The organism is Paenibacillus marchantiophytorum (genome assembly GCF_014640555.1).
GTDB lineage: Bacteria > Bacillota > Bacilli > Paenibacillales > NBRC-103111 > Paenibacillus_E > Paenibacillus_E marchantiophytorum.
Map to the genome: position 1 here is coordinate 52,535 of NZ_BMHE01000016.1, position 14,996 is coordinate 67,530.

The window sequence follows — 14,996 nt, forward strand, 5'->3', positions numbered from 1 at the left end:
TTTTCCTAGCGGGAACGACGTTCGGGAATGTATATTTGTTCCGAATTATTTGCACACATATTAGACAAAATTAAGCCTCCAAAGCAGCAATAAAGTAGCTTTGGAGGCTTTTTCTAGGTGTAAGAGTTGTACTCCTACACTATAAAATATGCTATCATGCCTATAGACGACGGCTCACACCGTCGCTAATTTGGCTAAACAGAGTAGGTGTGACACACATGGGAATCACAGAGATTTTATCTTATTTCACCGAAGAAAATTTGTCCTTATGGTTGGACAAGTACCGCTCCTTGGGTCCGTTGCCCGGTCTTCTTCTCCCTTTTATGAAATCATTCGTTCCGCCGCTCCCTACGCTTGTCATTATTAGCGTGAATGCGGCTGTATATGGGCTCTGGCTTGGTTTTTTATACTCATGGATCGGCATTGTGTGCGGCTGTTTGGTGACTTTTCTCATCGTGAGAAAGGTATCGGGACATCCCTACCTCGTGCGCTGGGCACAAAAGCCCAAAGTGCAAAAGAGCCTATCTTGGGCGAGAAGACAGGCTTTTAATTATGTCTTTTTGCTGAGCCTGTTTCCTGTAGGCCCTTTTGTGGTCATTAACATGGCTGCGGCTGTCGTACGGATGAGATTTCGATCGTTTCTGGTTGCGGTTGCCTCAGGCAAAGCGGTTATGGTGATGTCGGTTTCGTTTATCGGCCATGATCTGAATCGGTTTCTGGAGCATCCCTACGAGATTGCTTATGTGGTTGCTTTCGTGGGAGTTTCAATGGTCATTAGCAAAAGAATTGAGCGGCATTTTGCCTAAGTGAAAAAGGGTTCGCCAGCAGCTAGCAGCTCATGGAATTTGGCCGCGGCTAGAGATGGAGAGATATCTTGGCGGGTTGCGATCCCGATAGAGCGTGTGGGTATGGCGACAGTTGGCTTGAGCTCGTGAAGGAGACCATCCGCTAGTTCCTGCGTAACATAGGAGCGGGAAACGAAGGCGACACCCAGTCCGAGCTTGGCAAATTCGATGAGTAAATCGATGCTGCCTAACTCAATATCTGCTTGGATATCGACGTCTTGCTGGGAGAACCAATGCTCGGCAAAACGTCTCGTGCTGCTTCCGGCAGATAAGAGCAGCAGCGGAAATTGGCTGATTTCCTGAGCTGTAAGCGGCTGTTCAGCGAGGTGACGATAGGCTTCGCCGCCAACGAAACAATCCTGCAGGGTCATGATGGTCTGAACGTTCAAAAGAGGCTCCTCGACCGTCGGTAGATGGATAAGGCCGAAATCGATCGCGCCCTCTTTGACCCGCTGGGTGATCTCGGATGTTTTACCGTGGGAAAGGCGGATTCGAACGTCCGGGTATTGCTTATGATACGTATCCAAATAGGGAAACAGGAAGTGTTTGAACAAGGAGTCGTTGGCTGCAACTCGCAGCTCGCCGCCTGTGAGGTGCTTGAGCGCGGTCATTTTACGCTCACCTGCATCCAATAGGGCGAAGGATTGTTCGACATAAATCAGCAGGGCTTTCCCTTCTTCGGTAAGCTCTACGCCTTTGGACTGACGATGGAAAAGCTTCAGAGATAAAGCTTGCTCCATTTGCTTGATAGCATAGCTTACAGAAGGCTGGGTGATGAACAGCTCTTGTGCAGCTTTGGTTAAATTGCCTGCTTTGGCCGCGTGTAGAAAAATACGATACCATTCTAAGTGGATCATGATATAGAGCTCCTTTATGGGAAGGTGCTTATTTGGCGATTTCATTTATGACTAATCCTCTTATTATAATGAGCTTATTCGATAAGATCAATTGGAGAGGGTGTCGGCAAAATGGTAATCACGAGTGCACATGAACCTGATAGAGAGGCAAGGTCTCCCTGGTCGCAGCATCACGTAGAGCAGAAGGTAAGGCTATCGCGAATGCAAGGTCGTTTGGATCGAACGATATCGATACCTGGCAGTAAAAGCTTCACGAATCGCGCACTTCTGATTGCCGCACTTGGGAGAGGAACGACTGTGCTGCGGGGTGTCTTGCAAAGTGATGATTCCTATTGGTGCATGAAGGCGCTGAGGGCATTGGGGGTTGTTATTGAAGATGAAGGTGAGCATGTGACGATTCACGGCAATGCGGGAAAGTGGGCGGTTGCTGATGCTTCGCTTTATGTAGGCGCTGCTGGAACGGTTGCCCGCTTTTTGCCGGCCGTACTTGCGGTTGGCAAAGGGGAGTGGCTGATAGAGGGAAGCCGACGCATGGGCGAGCGGCCGCTGACAGCTCTGTTAGATGCGTTAACCGGTTTGGGGGCGGTTATTCAATATGGCGCAAACCCTGGCAGCGTCCCTTTCACTTTATTGGCGGACGGTTTGAATGGCGGAGAAGTTGCAATATCTGGTGCGGTTTCGAGTCAGTTTATTAGCGGTTTATTGCTGGCAGCTCCTTATGCCAAAGAAGCTTTGAGCATTCGAATCGACGGTGAAGTGGTGCAGCGTGATTATGTCGAAATGACTCTGGATATGATGCGGGCATTTGGTGCAAAAATGGAGGTTCAGGAAGATGGACAAGTGATAACGGTTCGACCAGGGGTCTATGAGGCGCGTTCACTGTGCTTGGAACCTGATGTATCGACATGTGGTTATTTTTGGGCTCTCGCGGCACTTACGAATGGCCGGATCCGGATTGAGGGGATTTCGGCGCAGACGCGCCAACCAGATATTGCACTATTGCAGGTATTGGAGCAAATGGGTTGCACCATTACAAGCGGCGCTGACTTTGTGGAAGTGCAAGGCACAGACAATCTCAAGGGAGGATTCACGGTCAGCATGCAGCGATGGTCCGACCAAACGCTCACGCTTGCTGCGTTAGCCCCGTTCGCGGATGGGCCGATTACGCTGATAGACGCTGCCCATATTCGGCACCATGAATGTGATCGGATTGCGGCAATTTGTCAGGAGCTTCGCAAGCTGGGCATTGAAGTGGAGGAGCACGCAGACGGCTTGACGGTGCATCCCGGCCAGCCGCAACCAGCGCTGCTTGATCCTCATGACGACCATCGGATGGCGATGGCGCTATCGCTAATCGGTGCGCGGGTTGACGGCGTGCAGATGATGGACCCGGGCTGCGTCTCCAAAACGTGTCCGGACTTTTATGAGCGCTGGCGTGATCTCGGCGTTGGAGTCGATTTTGATTATGCCTAACGAAGCAAGTTGTTGATTGGCCTGTTTGGTTTAAGCTGTTGGTTCATCCAGCAGCACCTGAAGGCGTAGTTTCGGATACAGAACGGACATTTCTGCAGCCTGTTTCTCCAATTCCTTGCGATCAAATGGTTTAGGGAAAATGTCCAAATCCGGCAAAAAAGTCACACGCGTTCCGGTCTCATTGGTGAAACCGACCGTTTGCAGCTCGCTTTGGGGGATGCCGTGCTTATAGGATTGTTGAAACACACGTCCGTCACGGCGAATTTCAACCGAAAGCTTGAGAGACAGCGCGTTGACGATGGGCATACTGATGCCTTTTTCGCTGCCGGGTGCAAAGAATGAGGCACTGGCGCTAAGTCGATTCATGTCCGTGAGAACGGTTTGAACCCGGGGATGGTCTACGCCAGGAAGCGCCTGAACAGGGATGCCTCGACCGTTATCTGCAACGGTTACGCTGCCGTCACGGTGCAGGAAAAGCTGGACCTCGGTACTGGTCCCGTGCAAATGCTCCAGAATGCTGTTCTCGACCACAGCCCACAAGAGGAGATGGGGATCATAACCATCATCGGCTGCACCCAAGTAGGGACGTGCATTATTTCTGACCTCCGACATATCAAGGAAATCACTGGTATCGAATAAATCAGCTGTCGCGGCAAGCAGGAGAAGGAGCGGAAGTGCGCGATGGCCGGGAACTACGTATTTACCGCCGCGTTCTTCCTGTACAAGCAGATCGGCACCTGCTAATGCTTTCATATGATGATAAAGTTGTCCCGTTGTTCCCATATTCAGACGCTCGACGAGCTCTGGACCGGTAAGCGGCTCTTGAAGAACGGTCCGCAAAATATCTAGACGCTGCTTATGGCCCAGAGCGCCGAGGATTTTGGCTGCTTTATCACTATCCAAGTGCAGAAGCTGACTAACGCCTCTCTCTTGCGGCTCCCAGCGATAATGAGTAGGCCCGCTCTGGAATTGTCCCGAGTAAAAGACTCTGCCTTGTTCCGCGTCCGGCAGCTGTTGTTGGGCCGTAAATTTACTCGTCTCTTCCTGCCTTTGCATGAATTCTCCGATGCTCTGTTGGAGCATATTCATTTGTGTTTGCAAGGCATCTAGTTCGGCTCCATAATCCCGTGGTACTGTCAATTGGATCACCTCATGAGTTATTATTTAAATACGTAATTACGTAATTAAATAATAACATAGCGATTAGAAAATGTATACAACGGAATAAATGCTCCCGATGTCCAGGGACCCAGCGTTATTCGGCAAATCTATCGATAACAAAAAGACGAACAAATGCTACGAATAGCGTTTGTCCGTCTTTTTGTTTCGCAATTGGCTGCCTATAAGCCAACTTCCTGTTCACTCCACGTCCAGAAGCGATGTGCCATATCTGCATCTTGCGCCCTCTTCGAGATGGGCGCTATTTTTTTCTTATACCAATATTCGCCGCTAATCGTTTGTACGTCCTGACTGGTGGACAAATAAATCGCTGTTTCTGCGCCTTGCGCCGGCGTCAGGAAAAATGGTTTAAGCAGCCGGAGCATGAACATGTCATCGGTGATGGTCGTTCCGACGGCTCCTGGATGCAGGGCGTTGACCGTGGTTGTGGTGCCCGTTAGTCGCTTGGCCAACTCACGCGTGAACCAAATATTCGCAATTTTGGATTGCGCATACGCTTTCCACACACTGAATCCTTGTGTCAGGTAAGGGTTATCGAAATCGAAGCGCCCGTTCTTATGGGAGCTGGAGGAGACGTTCACGATCCGACCATGCGGCGCACGGATAATGGCCTCTAAGAGCAGGTTGGTCAGGAGGAAGTGACCAAGATGATTGATGCCTGTCATGGCCTCGAAGCCATCGGATGTTGTTTGCCGCTTCTTGGTGATTACCCCGGCGTTGTTGATGAGCACATCGAGCACTTGGTGCTTGGCAAGGAAATCCTCGGCGAAGGCGCGGATATTCGCTAGCGACCCTAAATCGCAAAGCATCAGCTCTATGCGATCGGATCCGCTTTGCTGTCGCGCCTCGGCCAGCGCAAGCTCACCCCTTTGCTTGCTGCGGCAGAGCATAATAACATGTGAACCTTTGCGGGCTAGGGCGACGGTGGTTGCCAGTCCTATCCCAGAGTTGGCTCCGGTAACAATAACGGTTGGGTGATGCATACGGACGCCTCCTTAGATATTAATTCCATTATAGCATGGGGGATTGATTGTTTACTCTTCGCTCACTTCATGCCGACTTCGCCTTCACTCCAAGCCCAGAAGCGACGCGCCATCTCGCCGTCTTGGGCGCGAGCTGAAACAGGAGCTGTCTTGCTCCTGTAGAAGTATTCGCCGCTGACCGTCCGCACATCCGGGCTGGTTGCCAAATAAACCGCCGTCTCCGCGCCTTGCGCCGGCGTCAGGAAAAAAGGCCGCAGCAACCGATACACGGCCTTCCCGAATCCGGTGTCGCGATTGACACCGAGGTTCGTGCCGACCGCGCCTGGATGCAGCGCGTTGACCGTGGCTGTCGTGTCCGCTAGTCGCTGGGCCAGCTCACGGGTAAACCAGATATTCGCAATTTTGGATTGCGCATAGCCTCTCCACACCGTGAACCCGCGCATCAGGTACGGGTTGTCGAAGTCGAAGCGCCCGATCTTATGGGCGCCGGAGGAGACATTCACGATCCGCCCCTGCGGAGCGCGGACGATGGCTTCAAGCAGCAGGTTGGTCAGCAGGAAGTGACCCAAATGATTGACGCCCGTCATGGCTTCGAAGCCGTCAGACGTGGTTTGCCGCTTCACGGTGACGACACCGGCGTTGTTGATCAGAACATCGAGCACCGGATGCTTGGCGAGGAACGCCTCGGCGAACGCGCGAATGCTTGCGAGTGAGCCCAGGTCGCATAGCATGAGCTCCATGCGTTCGGAACCGCTTTGCTTCTTCGCTTCGGCTAGCGCCAGTTCTCCCCTGTGCTTGCTGCGGCACAGCATAATGACATGAGCGCCTTGTTGTGCAAGGGCGACGGTGGTTGCCAGCCCCATTCCGGAGTTGGCTCCAGTGATCAATACAGTTTGATTGTGCATGCGGACGCCTCCTTTGTATTTTTATTCCATTATAGCTGATGGATACCGTATCTGTATTGTCTGCATTGTCTGCATTGTCTGTTGGCGTGACGAAGTTTAGGTTTGATGTACGGAAAAGCAAGGCAACAAAAAAACCGCCAAGGGTTAGCCCCGAGGCGGTTATCCAGTTGTTAAACCAAAGGCTCCATGCCTTGTGCGATCCAATCCTCGCGAGTCGGACCATAGATGTCCGGTACACGAAGACCGGCTTGACGCATAAGAACGATCATTTCACCACGGTGATGAATCTCATGGGAGATCAGAATCCGCAGTGTCGTTGCGTTCTTCCACTGTTCACCATACATATCGGCGGATTCAGCCAAGGATTCATCTGTCCACTGGGAATGGATGGCACTCGTTAACCCGGCAGCAGCAGCACGGTAAGTGTCAGCGATAGTTTTGGCTGAAGCAGGAGCGTGATGTTCACCTCCCGGAGGGTCAAACGTTAACCCCGTGCGTGAAAGCATTTCATGAATTGTAGTCGCGATGTGCCAACCTAACTGTCCTAGCGAGCGGAAATCAGGGGCGATTTTTTGGCTATGTGAAGCATCTGTCAGGGTGTCCAACACGCGTTGGGTCGATTGATTTTCTCGGGTCCATTCGTTGACGAAATCTTGAATTGTTGTGAACATGTGTGGGCCTCCTTAAGGTTTTTCGACAGGTTAACTGGCATCGTAAGCCATAGATTCAGTATAGACAAACTCTACTGACAACATAGTGTCAGTGGTCATGAATAGAGTTGAACAATTTTTTCGGCCTTCTCTTTGATGGCAGCAGCAAGGTGGAGCGGTTCCAGGATGAGCACGCTTGGACCATATCCAAGCAGCAAGCCATGAAGCCAAGGATCATCAGGTTGTCTAGCGGTAACGATCATCGAACCGTCAGACTGATAATCAATCTGTTGCGATTGGAAGTAGTCTTCAATTTGCGCTTGGATGTTAGGCTGAGCATGAAGCACGAGTGTAATGAGGGATTCCGGGTCTCGGTTGCCCATGCCGTGATGAAGCGATTCAATCGTCTCTGTTTTCCGCTCAAACGTCTGGGAGAGCACGTTAAGTTCCTTCATCCGGGATAAGCGGAAAATGCGAAAATCCTCCCGCAGCAAGCAGTATCCATATAAATACCAGCCGAATCCTTTGGCCACGATGCTCAGGGGTTCCGCTGTTCGCACGGACTGCTCGCTTTGCGAAGAAATATATTGAAAGCTGATTTGTCTGGATTCTTTGATAGCGGTACGAAGTGTATTTAATTTCACTTTCTCATGATCGCCACCCCGCCAAGGGTTCATATCGATGACCAATTGATCATGCAAGGAGTGATGCTCCGATTTGGCAACAAGCGCGCCAACTTTATCGAGCAAGGAGCTGACTTCCTGATCGCCTACGGTGGAACGAATTCCTTTGAGGCCGACAATGATGGATTGGAGCTCTTCGAGGGAGAGAAACTGGCGTTCCAGTCGATATTGATCCATGATTTCATAGCCGCCATTTAAACCCGCATAAGAAGCGATGGGAATTCCCGCTTGGTTAATGGCCTCAACGTCGCGATAGACGGTGCGTAAGGAGACTTCAAAGCGTTCAGATAGTTCCAATGCGCTAATTCTTCTTCGATTCAAAAGCAGCATCGTGATGGCAAGCAGACGATCTATTTTCAAAGACAGACACCTCATCATTATTTTCAATCCTATCTATCATAATAACCCAAATCGGAAAGGAAAAACGAGGGGAACAGGGAATTGTTTACAAATGGGAAATGGAGGGATTTAGCGATGACAGGCAAATCGGTTGATTGGATCGTGGAAGCAGACATCAGTATCCTGCAGCAGGCGATGGAACGGGGCGAAAGCGATGCCGTGGAGTTAGTTCATTTGTATTTAAAACGAATAGAAGTCTACGATAGCAAGATTCATGCTGTATTGGAACTGAATCCAGACGCTCTGGAGATAGCCAGGCAGTTGGATCTTGAACGTCAGGAAAGAGGCCCTCGCGGCCCCTTGCATGGCATTCCTATCCTGCTCAAAGATAACATCGACACAGGGGACCGTATGCATACTAGTGGGGGTTCTTTGGCACTAGCAGACTCGAAAGCCTCAGCGGATTCCTTCGTAGCGGCCAAGCTGCGGGAGGCAGGGGCTGTGTTGCTAGGGAAAGTGAACATGACGGAATGGGCCAATTTCATGGCCGTAGCGATGCCCTCGGGTTATAGCTCCAGAGGCGGTCAGGTGCTAAACCCGTATGGCCCGGGCCAATTCGATGTGGGTGGCTCCAGTGCAGGTTCAGGCGCTGCGGTTGCAGCTTGTTTTGCTGCTGCTTCAATTGGGACAGAAACATCGGGTTCAATTGTGAATCCTGCGCATCGCAACAGCATAGTTGGCTTAAAGCCAACCGTAGGCTTAATTAGCCGAGCAGGTATCATTCCGATTTCACATACGCAGGATACACCGGGACCGATGACGCGGACAGTGGCAGATGCGGCTATCGTATTGGGTGCTCTAACTGGTGTCGACGAACGAGATCCTCTGAGTTTGGCGAGCGAAGGGAAGAGTCTTAGAGATTATACGTCCTTTTTGGATAAAAAGGGGCTTGAAGGCGCCAGAATCGGTATTCCCCGGTGGTTCTATCAGAATTTGAAAGAGGATGAACGCATCGTGGCGGAGAGAGCTATCGACGTCCTGCGGGGGCAGGGGGCGGTCATCGTTGATCCCGTATCCATCCCTTGTGAGCGAGAGAAATGGAATTTCGATGTCCTGCGCCATGAGTTCAAAAAAGATCTGAACGATTACCTGGCTCGGTTAGATGCCTCTCTATCTGTTCATTCTTTGGAAGAAGTTATTGCTTACAATGATCAGCATGCTGATAAAGCCTTGGTCTACGGGCAGGATACTTTGATCTGGTCGGAAGAGACGAGCGGTACGCTGACGGAAGAAAGCTATCACGAGAGCTTGCGCAAGTATCAGAATCTCACCCGAGCGCAGGGTATTGATCATGTACTGTCCGAGCATCGACTCGATGCTCTGTTCTTTCCGGGGGATGAAGGAGAGGACATCGCGGCGAGAGCGGGCTATCCGCTCTTGATCGTCCCGGCTGGCTTTACAGAAGCAGGTCCGATGGGCGTCATGTTCGCTGCTGGGGCTTATAGCGAGCCGACGCTGATTAAGTTGGCTTACGCTTTCGAGCAGGCAACTCACTATCGGAAGGCTCCAGTGTTGTAGGTGCGCGAGAAGAGGCTGCCCACAAGGTTGAGAACCTTGTGGGCAGCCTCTTCTTCGTATTAATGCCCGGCTTTAAAATGAGGTGAATTCTCTGGGTCCAGCGCGTTAGTCACATATGCTTTGGCCGATAAGTCCAATTGTTCATCGGTGACTTGGTGTACCCCGTTGACCGAGTACGGTGTCAAGTAATGCGTGCCGATGAGGTTGCTCGTAGCTTGAAAAGGGCGCAGCAGCTCAGGCAAAGTGTAATGATTGTAGCCTCCTGGCGCGTAGGCTTTCTCTGGACCGCCGGTGGAGATGGCGATAAGCAAATCTTTGCCATGGAGCTTGTCTCCTTCGCTGCCGTAAGCCCAGCCATAAGTGAGGACGGCATCCAGCCATTTTTTGAGCAAAGGGGGCGAACTATACCAATAAAAAGGGAATTGCAGAATGATGCGATCATGGGCTTCCAAGAGCTTCTGCTCGGCTGCAACATCGATTTGCTCATCGGAATAAACGTCATATAGGCGGTGAACGGTTACATGTGCTTGCTTTTCCATTTCTTCCGCTAGACGGCGGTTTACACGCGAGGCGGATAAGTTAGGATGTGTTACAATAACCAAAGTTTTCATAGTTAATCTCTCCCCTATAGTGATCTACAAAATCCTATAGCTATATTTATCAAAAGTCAACGCGCCCAGTAAGCATACGATTTGGTAACTTTTGAAATAATAAGCTGAATTCAATTGCGAAGGGGAGTCTAGAATGAAATTTAGAAAGTTTACACCCGTTACCGTGCATAAAACAGCGGTCAGTTTGCTCATCAGCAGCCTCCTCCTCTGGGGTGGGGGATTCGCAGCTGCCGAAGAACTCCCGCCTCCTGCTGCACCTGCGCAGCAGGGGCAGCTGATTCAGACGAGAGAGATTGATGTGACAGGTGACGGGAAACCGGACATCGTCTCTCTATTCGGTTCGAAGGCGGATACCAGCAGCCCATACTTTGATAAATTGTACATCGCTGTATCGGGACAAGCGCAGCAGCAGGTCATTATCCCGCTCGAAGGCGGTTACAATCCGTATATGGCGTTCTGCGATTTCATCGGGGACAAGCTGCCGCAAATCTATGTCGCTGCGGAAACGGGGGGGAGTGGCGGACTTTCCTACTACTACATCTATTCTTTGAAGAATGATGTTCCTACCGCCATTCCACTGCCTGAGCCGCTTCGCGTCACATCCACCTTCAAAAACAACTATAAGGTGAAGCTGAAGATCGAAGAAACCGGCAAATCGTTCCTCATTGATCTCAGCGATCGCAAGGACGATTACGAGAAGTTCGGCGTCTACAAAGACGGGAAAGTGGTCAAGCCGCTCATCGTAAATGTGGACGGTTACGGAGCCCTGAAACCGATTGATAAGGACAATGACGGCATCTGCGAATTGATGGGCATTCAGCGTATTACTGGCATCGCCAATGCGGATACGATTGGATACGCCACTTCCATATGGAAATGGAAAAAAGGCAAATGGGTACTGATGAAATCAGCCGTTGTCAAAAATTTGCCCAACAGCCCTCGTTAATTGACCAAAAGAGGCTGCTCTCTAGGTTTGAACCTTTTGAGTCAGCCTCTTTTAGCTTTTTACAAGAGGATAGGATTATTGCAGTTTGAAATAAATATAGAGATCTTCGTACTCAAGCGTGCTGTCACTTCTTTTAAAAATAAGATAGTTCTCTTGTCCTTTAATCACGGGCAAAATGATTTTCCCGGAAGCGGAATAGGATTTGGATTCGCCTTCTTTTACTTTCGGGAAATCGGGCAGCGCATCATGAATCTTTTTGTCCAGAGACCCTTCAAATCCGCTTGCATTCCCGCCAATAATATGATTTCCATCCGAGGTTTTACTTCCCCAGAGGTTCGGTGTGTACAGAGACAAATACTGATCAGAGTAATAGGCGTCCGTTTTGCTGCCCTTTTTGAAGGTGGCATTGTCTACTTTCAAGGAAATATCGATTAACTTATATTCGATTAAGGCATTAGCTTCTGGTTTGCGGTAGCCGAGAGCCTCAATTTCAGTAGTAGAAATAGGTTTGACCGTATTAACGGTTACCGTGTATTTGGCAGAGGTGGTATTTTCTTCACCTTCTTTGTAATTGACCTTGTCCACATAGGTCCGTCTTCATCTGTCTACTCTCCTATGTCTATCAAATGATTTTGTAATATATATCATACTAACATAGCTCGTCAAATATTGTAAATAAACCTCCAACCCCACTTCTGCAAGTAGTAATTGGAGGTTATATAGGTAGATTACAAGGCAGCTTATACCCAGTTGCCCTTGCGGAACAAAGGTTCATGCGTCCCATCTTCATAGAGGCCGTCGATCTCCATATCGGCAGAGCCGATCATGAAGTCAACGTGGATGAGGCTTTTGTTGTAGCCATTCGCAGCCAATTCCTCCGCGCTCATCGTAGTTCCGCCCTCAATGGTGAATGGGTAGGAGTTGCCAAGGGCGATGTGGCAGGAAGCATTCTCGTCGAACAAGGTGTTGTAATAAATCAGCCCGGAATTCGAGATTGGGGAATCATCCGGCACAAGGGCCACTTCGCCTAAATAACGGGCGCCTTCATCCATATCCAGCATCTTGTTCAGCACTTCCTGCCCGACCTCGGCAGTCGCTTCGATCACGCGGCCGTTCTCGAATGTCAAGGTAAAGCCGTCGATTAACGAACCTTGGTAGCTTAGCGGCAATGTACTGCGGACCGTTCCGTTCGTGCCGCTGCGAGCAGGCATCGTGAAAACTTCTTCGGTCGGAATGTTGGGAATGAAGAAAGTTCCCGCCTTGGACTTGCTCCCTGCAGCCACCCACAGATGCTTGGCAGCCAATTCGATGTATAAATCGGTTCCTGCGCCTTTGAAATGCAGCTGCTTGAACCTCTTCGCATTCAACATATCTTGTTTCGCCGTCAGCAAAGCAATATGCTCATTCCAAGCGGCGACCGGATCTGTTTTATCAACGCGTGTCAGTTTGAAAATCTGTTCCCAGAGTTTGATGATGCGCTCCTGTTCGTTCAATTCGGGGAACACCTTGGCGGACCATTCCGCTGTCGGATAGGAAACCATCAGCCAGTTGACCTGGTTGCTGCGCAGATACTTCAAGAATCCTTCACGCGCAGTGGCCGTCGTTTTGCTGGAGATGGCGACGCGCTCTTGATCAACATCTTTGAGCAAATCAGAATTAGGGGCATAGATTTGTAAAAAGGCTGCGCCTTCCTTAGCCATTTCTTCCATGCCATTCGCCCGCCACATTGGGTATTCCCGGAGAGTGGATTCAGGTGCATGCTTCATCCGCAGAGCCTTGACCTCATCGTCGTCCCAGTCGATTACGACATCTTTGGCACCGGCGTCATATGCCTTTTTGGTTAGTTTTCGCACGAAATCGGCGCAGGCGATGGGGGTCATAATAACCACCGTTTGATCTTTTTGAACATTTAATCCTACTCGTATTGCGAGTTCTGCATATTTATCTAAATAATGCTCGAATGTCTCCATCTGACCGGCTCCTTTATATTTTACTAAGATTTAGTGTATGATAGAAAATAAAACTTTAACCTGTGGGAGAAAGGCTGGCGGAATATGGAAACGAAGAGCGTAACAAGCACTCCATCCAATTTCATTAAGAACATTGTAAACGAAGATTTGAAAACAGGCAAAGTCAGCCAGATCGTTACCCGATTTCCCCCGGAGCCGAACGGTTACCTTCATATAGGGCATGCCAAATCGATTTGTCTTAACTTTGAACTTGCCGATGAATTTAAAGGTCTGACGAACCTGCGCTTCGATGACACGAATCCAGTTAAGGAAGATACGGAATATGTAGAATCCATCAAAGCAGATGTAGCGTGGCTAGGTTTCCAATGGGACGGATTGTTCTTTGCTTCGGATTATTTTGAGGAGATGTACAGACGCGCGGTTGTGTTGATTCGCAAAGGTTTGGCATACGTGGATGACCAAACAGCCGATCAAATCCGTGAAATGCGTGGAACACTGACGCAACCAGGTTCGAACAGTCCGCACCGTGATCGCTCCGTAGAAGAGAATCTTGCTTTGTTCGAACGCATGCGTGCGGGAGAATTCAAAGACGGCGAGCGAGTCCTTCGGGCCAAAATCGATATGTCTTCACCGAATATCAACTTCCGCGATCCGATTCTGTATCGTGTCGTGCACGCTCACCATCATAATACAGGCGATGCTTGGTGCATCTATCCGATGTACGCTTTCGCTCATCCGCTTGAGGATGCGATTGAGGGCGTTACGCACTCCATTTGTACACTGGAATTCGAGGATCAACGTCCATTCTACGACTGGGTGATTCGCGAGTGCGAGATGCCGAATGTCCCTAGACAGTACGAATTTGCCCGTCTGAACCTGACGAATACCGTGATGAGCAAAAGAAAGCTCAAACAACTCGTTGACGAGAAAGCCGTTGACGGTTGGGACGATCCGCGGATGCCGACCATCTCCGGCTTGCGCCGCAGAGGCTTTACGCCGGAAGCGATCCGCAATTTCGCCCGCGAAATCGGCGTTGCCCGCAGCAACAGCACGGTGGACGCGAAGATGCTGGACCATTTTATCCGCGAGGATCTGAAATTAAAGGCGCTGCGCACCATGGGCGTGCTGAACCCGCTGAAAGTAGTCATCACCAACTATCCTGAGGATCAAGTGGAGATGCTGGAAGCCGAGAACAACTCCGAGAATCCGGAAATGGGCAATCGCCAAATTCCGTTCTCCCGCGAGATCTATATCGAGCAAGACGACTTCATGGAAAATCCGCCGAACAAATATTTCCGCTTATTTCCCGGCAACGAAGTGCGCTTGAAACATGCTTACTTCATTAAATGCAATGACTTCGTGAAGGATGAGAACGGCAACGTCGTTGAGCTTCACTGCACGTATGACGTGGAAACGAAGAGCGGCAGCGGCTTCACAGGCCGTAAAGTGAAAGGAACGATCCACTGGGTCGACGCGAAAAGCGCCGTACCTGCGGAGTTCCGCTTGTACGAACCACTTATTCTGGACGACTCGGAGGACGAGAATGCTACGTTCCTAGAGAACCTGAACCCGAACTCCATGCAAATCGTCAAAGGTTTCGTCGAAGACAACATGAAGCAAGCGAAGCCGCTGGATAAATTCCAATTTTTCCGCCATGGCTATTTCAACGTCGATCCCAAACACACAACAAGTGAACAATTGGTGTTCAACTTGATTGTCTCTCTGAAAAGCTCGTTTGAAGTATAAGCAGGAAACCATCCCGATGAGGTTGTCTCAACAGTCCAAAATGACTGCGAGGCAGCCTCTTCTGTTTTAGAGGGTCTAGTAGGTGGACGGCTGAGAACAGGCAGAGTGAGAAGTTAAGCTATTCTTCAAATTCAAATTCCTGTACTATTTGTGTAGAGAAGGACGAAAACAAGCCGCATGACGCGAAGTCATGTAGCATACATAGACACACGTCGCTGAGGAGAGTGCCGC

14 protein-coding genes are annotated in these 14,996 nt (G+C 50.1%); 5 read left to right on the plus strand and 9 right to left on the minus strand.

Annotated elements, in window-relative coordinates; translation table 11 throughout:
* The first annotated feature begins 218 nt into the window (after positions 1-218).
* Positions 219-806 carry a TVP38/TMEM64 family protein gene (locus IEY34_RS16670; RefSeq protein WP_189013149.1) on the plus strand — a complete coding sequence of 196 codons (588 nt, stop codon included), beginning with the start codon at positions 219-221 and terminating at the stop codon, positions 804-806.
* Here the strand turns inward: IEY34_RS16670 and IEY34_RS16675 are convergent.
* Positions 803-1,702, minus strand: coding sequence for a LysR family transcriptional regulator (locus IEY34_RS16675; protein WP_189013150.1), 900 nt, complete (start codon positions 1,700-1,702; stop codon positions 803-805). The genes IEY34_RS16670 and IEY34_RS16675 overlap by 4 nt on opposite strands.
* A 111-nt stretch (positions 1,703-1,813) precedes the next feature.
* Between IEY34_RS16675 and aroA the strand changes: the two genes are divergently transcribed.
* On the plus strand, positions 1,814-3,175 hold the full coding sequence (gene aroA / locus IEY34_RS16680; protein WP_189013152.1) for a 3-phosphoshikimate 1-carboxyvinyltransferase: 1,362 nt from the start codon (positions 1,814-1,816) through the stop codon (positions 3,173-3,175).
* Positions 3,176-3,205: 30 nt separating this feature from the next.
* On the opposite strand, the gene IEY34_RS16685 is transcribed toward aroA, so the two are convergent.
* The 5 genes from IEY34_RS16685 to IEY34_RS16705 all read right to left on the minus strand — a co-directional run bounded on the left by IEY34_RS16685 (position 3,206) and on the right by IEY34_RS16705 (position 7,935).
* Positions 3,206-4,264: an ATP-binding protein gene (locus IEY34_RS16685; protein ID WP_189013296.1), complete on the minus strand. Its 1,059-nt coding sequence runs from the start codon at positions 4,262-4,264 to the stop codon at positions 3,206-3,208.
* Positions 4,265-4,515: 251 nt separating this feature from the next.
* Positions 4,516-5,337 (minus strand): SDR family oxidoreductase, encoded by an 822-nt coding sequence (locus IEY34_RS16690; RefSeq protein WP_189013154.1) that lies wholly within the window; start codon positions 5,335-5,337, stop codon positions 4,516-4,518.
* Positions 5,338-5,399: 62 nt separating this feature from the next.
* Complete coding sequence (locus tag IEY34_RS16695) at positions 5,400-6,242, minus strand: SDR family oxidoreductase (RefSeq protein ID WP_189013156.1); 843 nt, start codon at positions 6,240-6,242, stop codon at positions 5,400-5,402.
* A 170-nt stretch (positions 6,243-6,412) separates the two neighbouring features.
* Positions 6,413-6,913, minus strand: a complete 501-nt coding sequence (locus tag IEY34_RS16700; protein ID WP_189013158.1) for a DinB family protein — start codon at positions 6,911-6,913, stop codon at positions 6,413-6,415.
* Between the two features lie 95 nt (positions 6,914-7,008).
* Positions 7,009-7,935, minus strand: a complete 927-nt coding sequence (locus IEY34_RS16705; RefSeq protein WP_229757690.1) for a helix-turn-helix transcriptional regulator — start codon at positions 7,933-7,935, stop codon at positions 7,009-7,011.
* Between the two features lie 114 nt (positions 7,936-8,049).
* Here IEY34_RS16705 and IEY34_RS16710 point away from each other — a divergent pair, with 114 nt between their 5' ends.
* Entirely contained in the window at positions 8,050-9,492 is a 1,443-nt protein-coding gene (locus IEY34_RS16710; protein ID WP_189013162.1) for an amidase family protein, read from the plus strand.
* Positions 9,493-9,551: 59 nt separating this feature from the next.
* On the opposite strand, the gene IEY34_RS16715 is transcribed toward IEY34_RS16710, so the two are convergent.
* Complete coding sequence (locus IEY34_RS16715; protein WP_189013164.1) at positions 9,552-10,103, minus strand: NAD(P)H-dependent oxidoreductase; 552 nt, start codon at positions 10,101-10,103, stop codon at positions 9,552-9,554.
* A 133-nt stretch (positions 10,104-10,236) separates the two neighbouring features.
* On the opposite strand from IEY34_RS16715, the gene IEY34_RS16720 reads away from it, so the two are divergent.
* Positions 10,237-11,049 carry a YybI family spore inner coat protein gene (locus IEY34_RS16720; RefSeq protein WP_189013166.1) on the plus strand — a complete coding sequence of 271 codons (813 nt, stop codon included), beginning with the start codon at positions 10,237-10,239 and terminating at the stop codon, positions 11,047-11,049.
* Positions 11,050-11,124: 75 nt separating this feature from the next.
* On the opposite strand, the gene IEY34_RS16725 is transcribed toward IEY34_RS16720, so the two are convergent.
* Entirely contained in the window at positions 11,125-11,634 is a 510-nt protein-coding gene (locus IEY34_RS16725; RefSeq protein WP_189013168.1) for a hypothetical protein, read from the minus strand.
* Positions 11,635-11,789: 155 nt separating this feature from the next.
* Positions 11,790-13,019, minus strand: a complete 1,230-nt coding sequence (locus tag IEY34_RS16730) for an aminopeptidase (RefSeq protein WP_189013170.1) — start codon at positions 13,017-13,019, stop codon at positions 11,790-11,792.
* Between the two features lie 84 nt (positions 13,020-13,103).
* On the opposite strand from IEY34_RS16730, the gene IEY34_RS16735 reads away from it, so the two are divergent.
* Positions 13,104-14,765, plus strand: coding sequence for a glutamine--tRNA ligase/YqeY domain fusion protein (locus tag IEY34_RS16735; RefSeq protein ID WP_189013172.1), 1,662 nt, complete (start codon positions 13,104-13,106; stop codon positions 14,763-14,765).
* Positions 14,766-14,996 lie beyond the last annotated feature (231 nt).

Coding starts and splice junctions, on each gene's coding strand:
- aroA (WP_189013152.1), top strand. CDS start 1,814: ATGGTAATCACGAGTGCACATGAACCTGATAGAGAGGCAAGGTCTCCC.
- IEY34_RS16675 (WP_189013150.1), bottom strand. CDS start 1,702: ATGATCCACTTAGAATGGTATCGTATTTTTCTACACGCGGCCAAAGCA.
- IEY34_RS16735 (WP_189013172.1), top strand. CDS start 13,104: ATGGAAACGAAGAGCGTAACAAGCACTCCATCCAATTTCATTAAGAAC.
- IEY34_RS16730 (WP_189013170.1), bottom strand. CDS start 13,019: ATGGAGACATTCGAGCATTATTTAGATAAATATGCAGAACTCGCAATA.
- IEY34_RS16695 (WP_189013156.1), bottom strand. CDS start 6,242: ATGCACAATCAAACTGTATTGATCACTGGAGCCAACTCCGGAATGGGG.
- IEY34_RS16700 (WP_189013158.1), bottom strand. CDS start 6,913: ATGTTCACAACAATTCAAGATTTCGTCAACGAATGGACCCGAGAAAAT.
- IEY34_RS16690 (WP_189013154.1), bottom strand. CDS start 5,337: ATGCATCACCCAACCGTTATTGTTACCGGAGCCAACTCTGGGATAGGA.
- IEY34_RS16720 (WP_189013166.1), top strand. CDS start 10,237: ATGAAATTTAGAAAGTTTACACCCGTTACCGTGCATAAAACAGCGGTC.
- IEY34_RS16710 (WP_189013162.1), top strand. CDS start 8,050: ATGACAGGCAAATCGGTTGATTGGATCGTGGAAGCAGACATCAGTATC.
- IEY34_RS16685 (WP_189013296.1), bottom strand. CDS start 4,264: ATGAATATGCTCCAACAGAGCATCGGAGAATTCATGCAAAGGCAGGAA.
- IEY34_RS16670 (WP_189013149.1), top strand. CDS start 219: ATGGGAATCACAGAGATTTTATCTTATTTCACCGAAGAAAATTTGTCC.
- IEY34_RS16715 (WP_189013164.1), bottom strand. CDS start 10,103: ATGAAAACTTTGGTTATTGTAACACATCCTAACTTATCCGCCTCGCGT.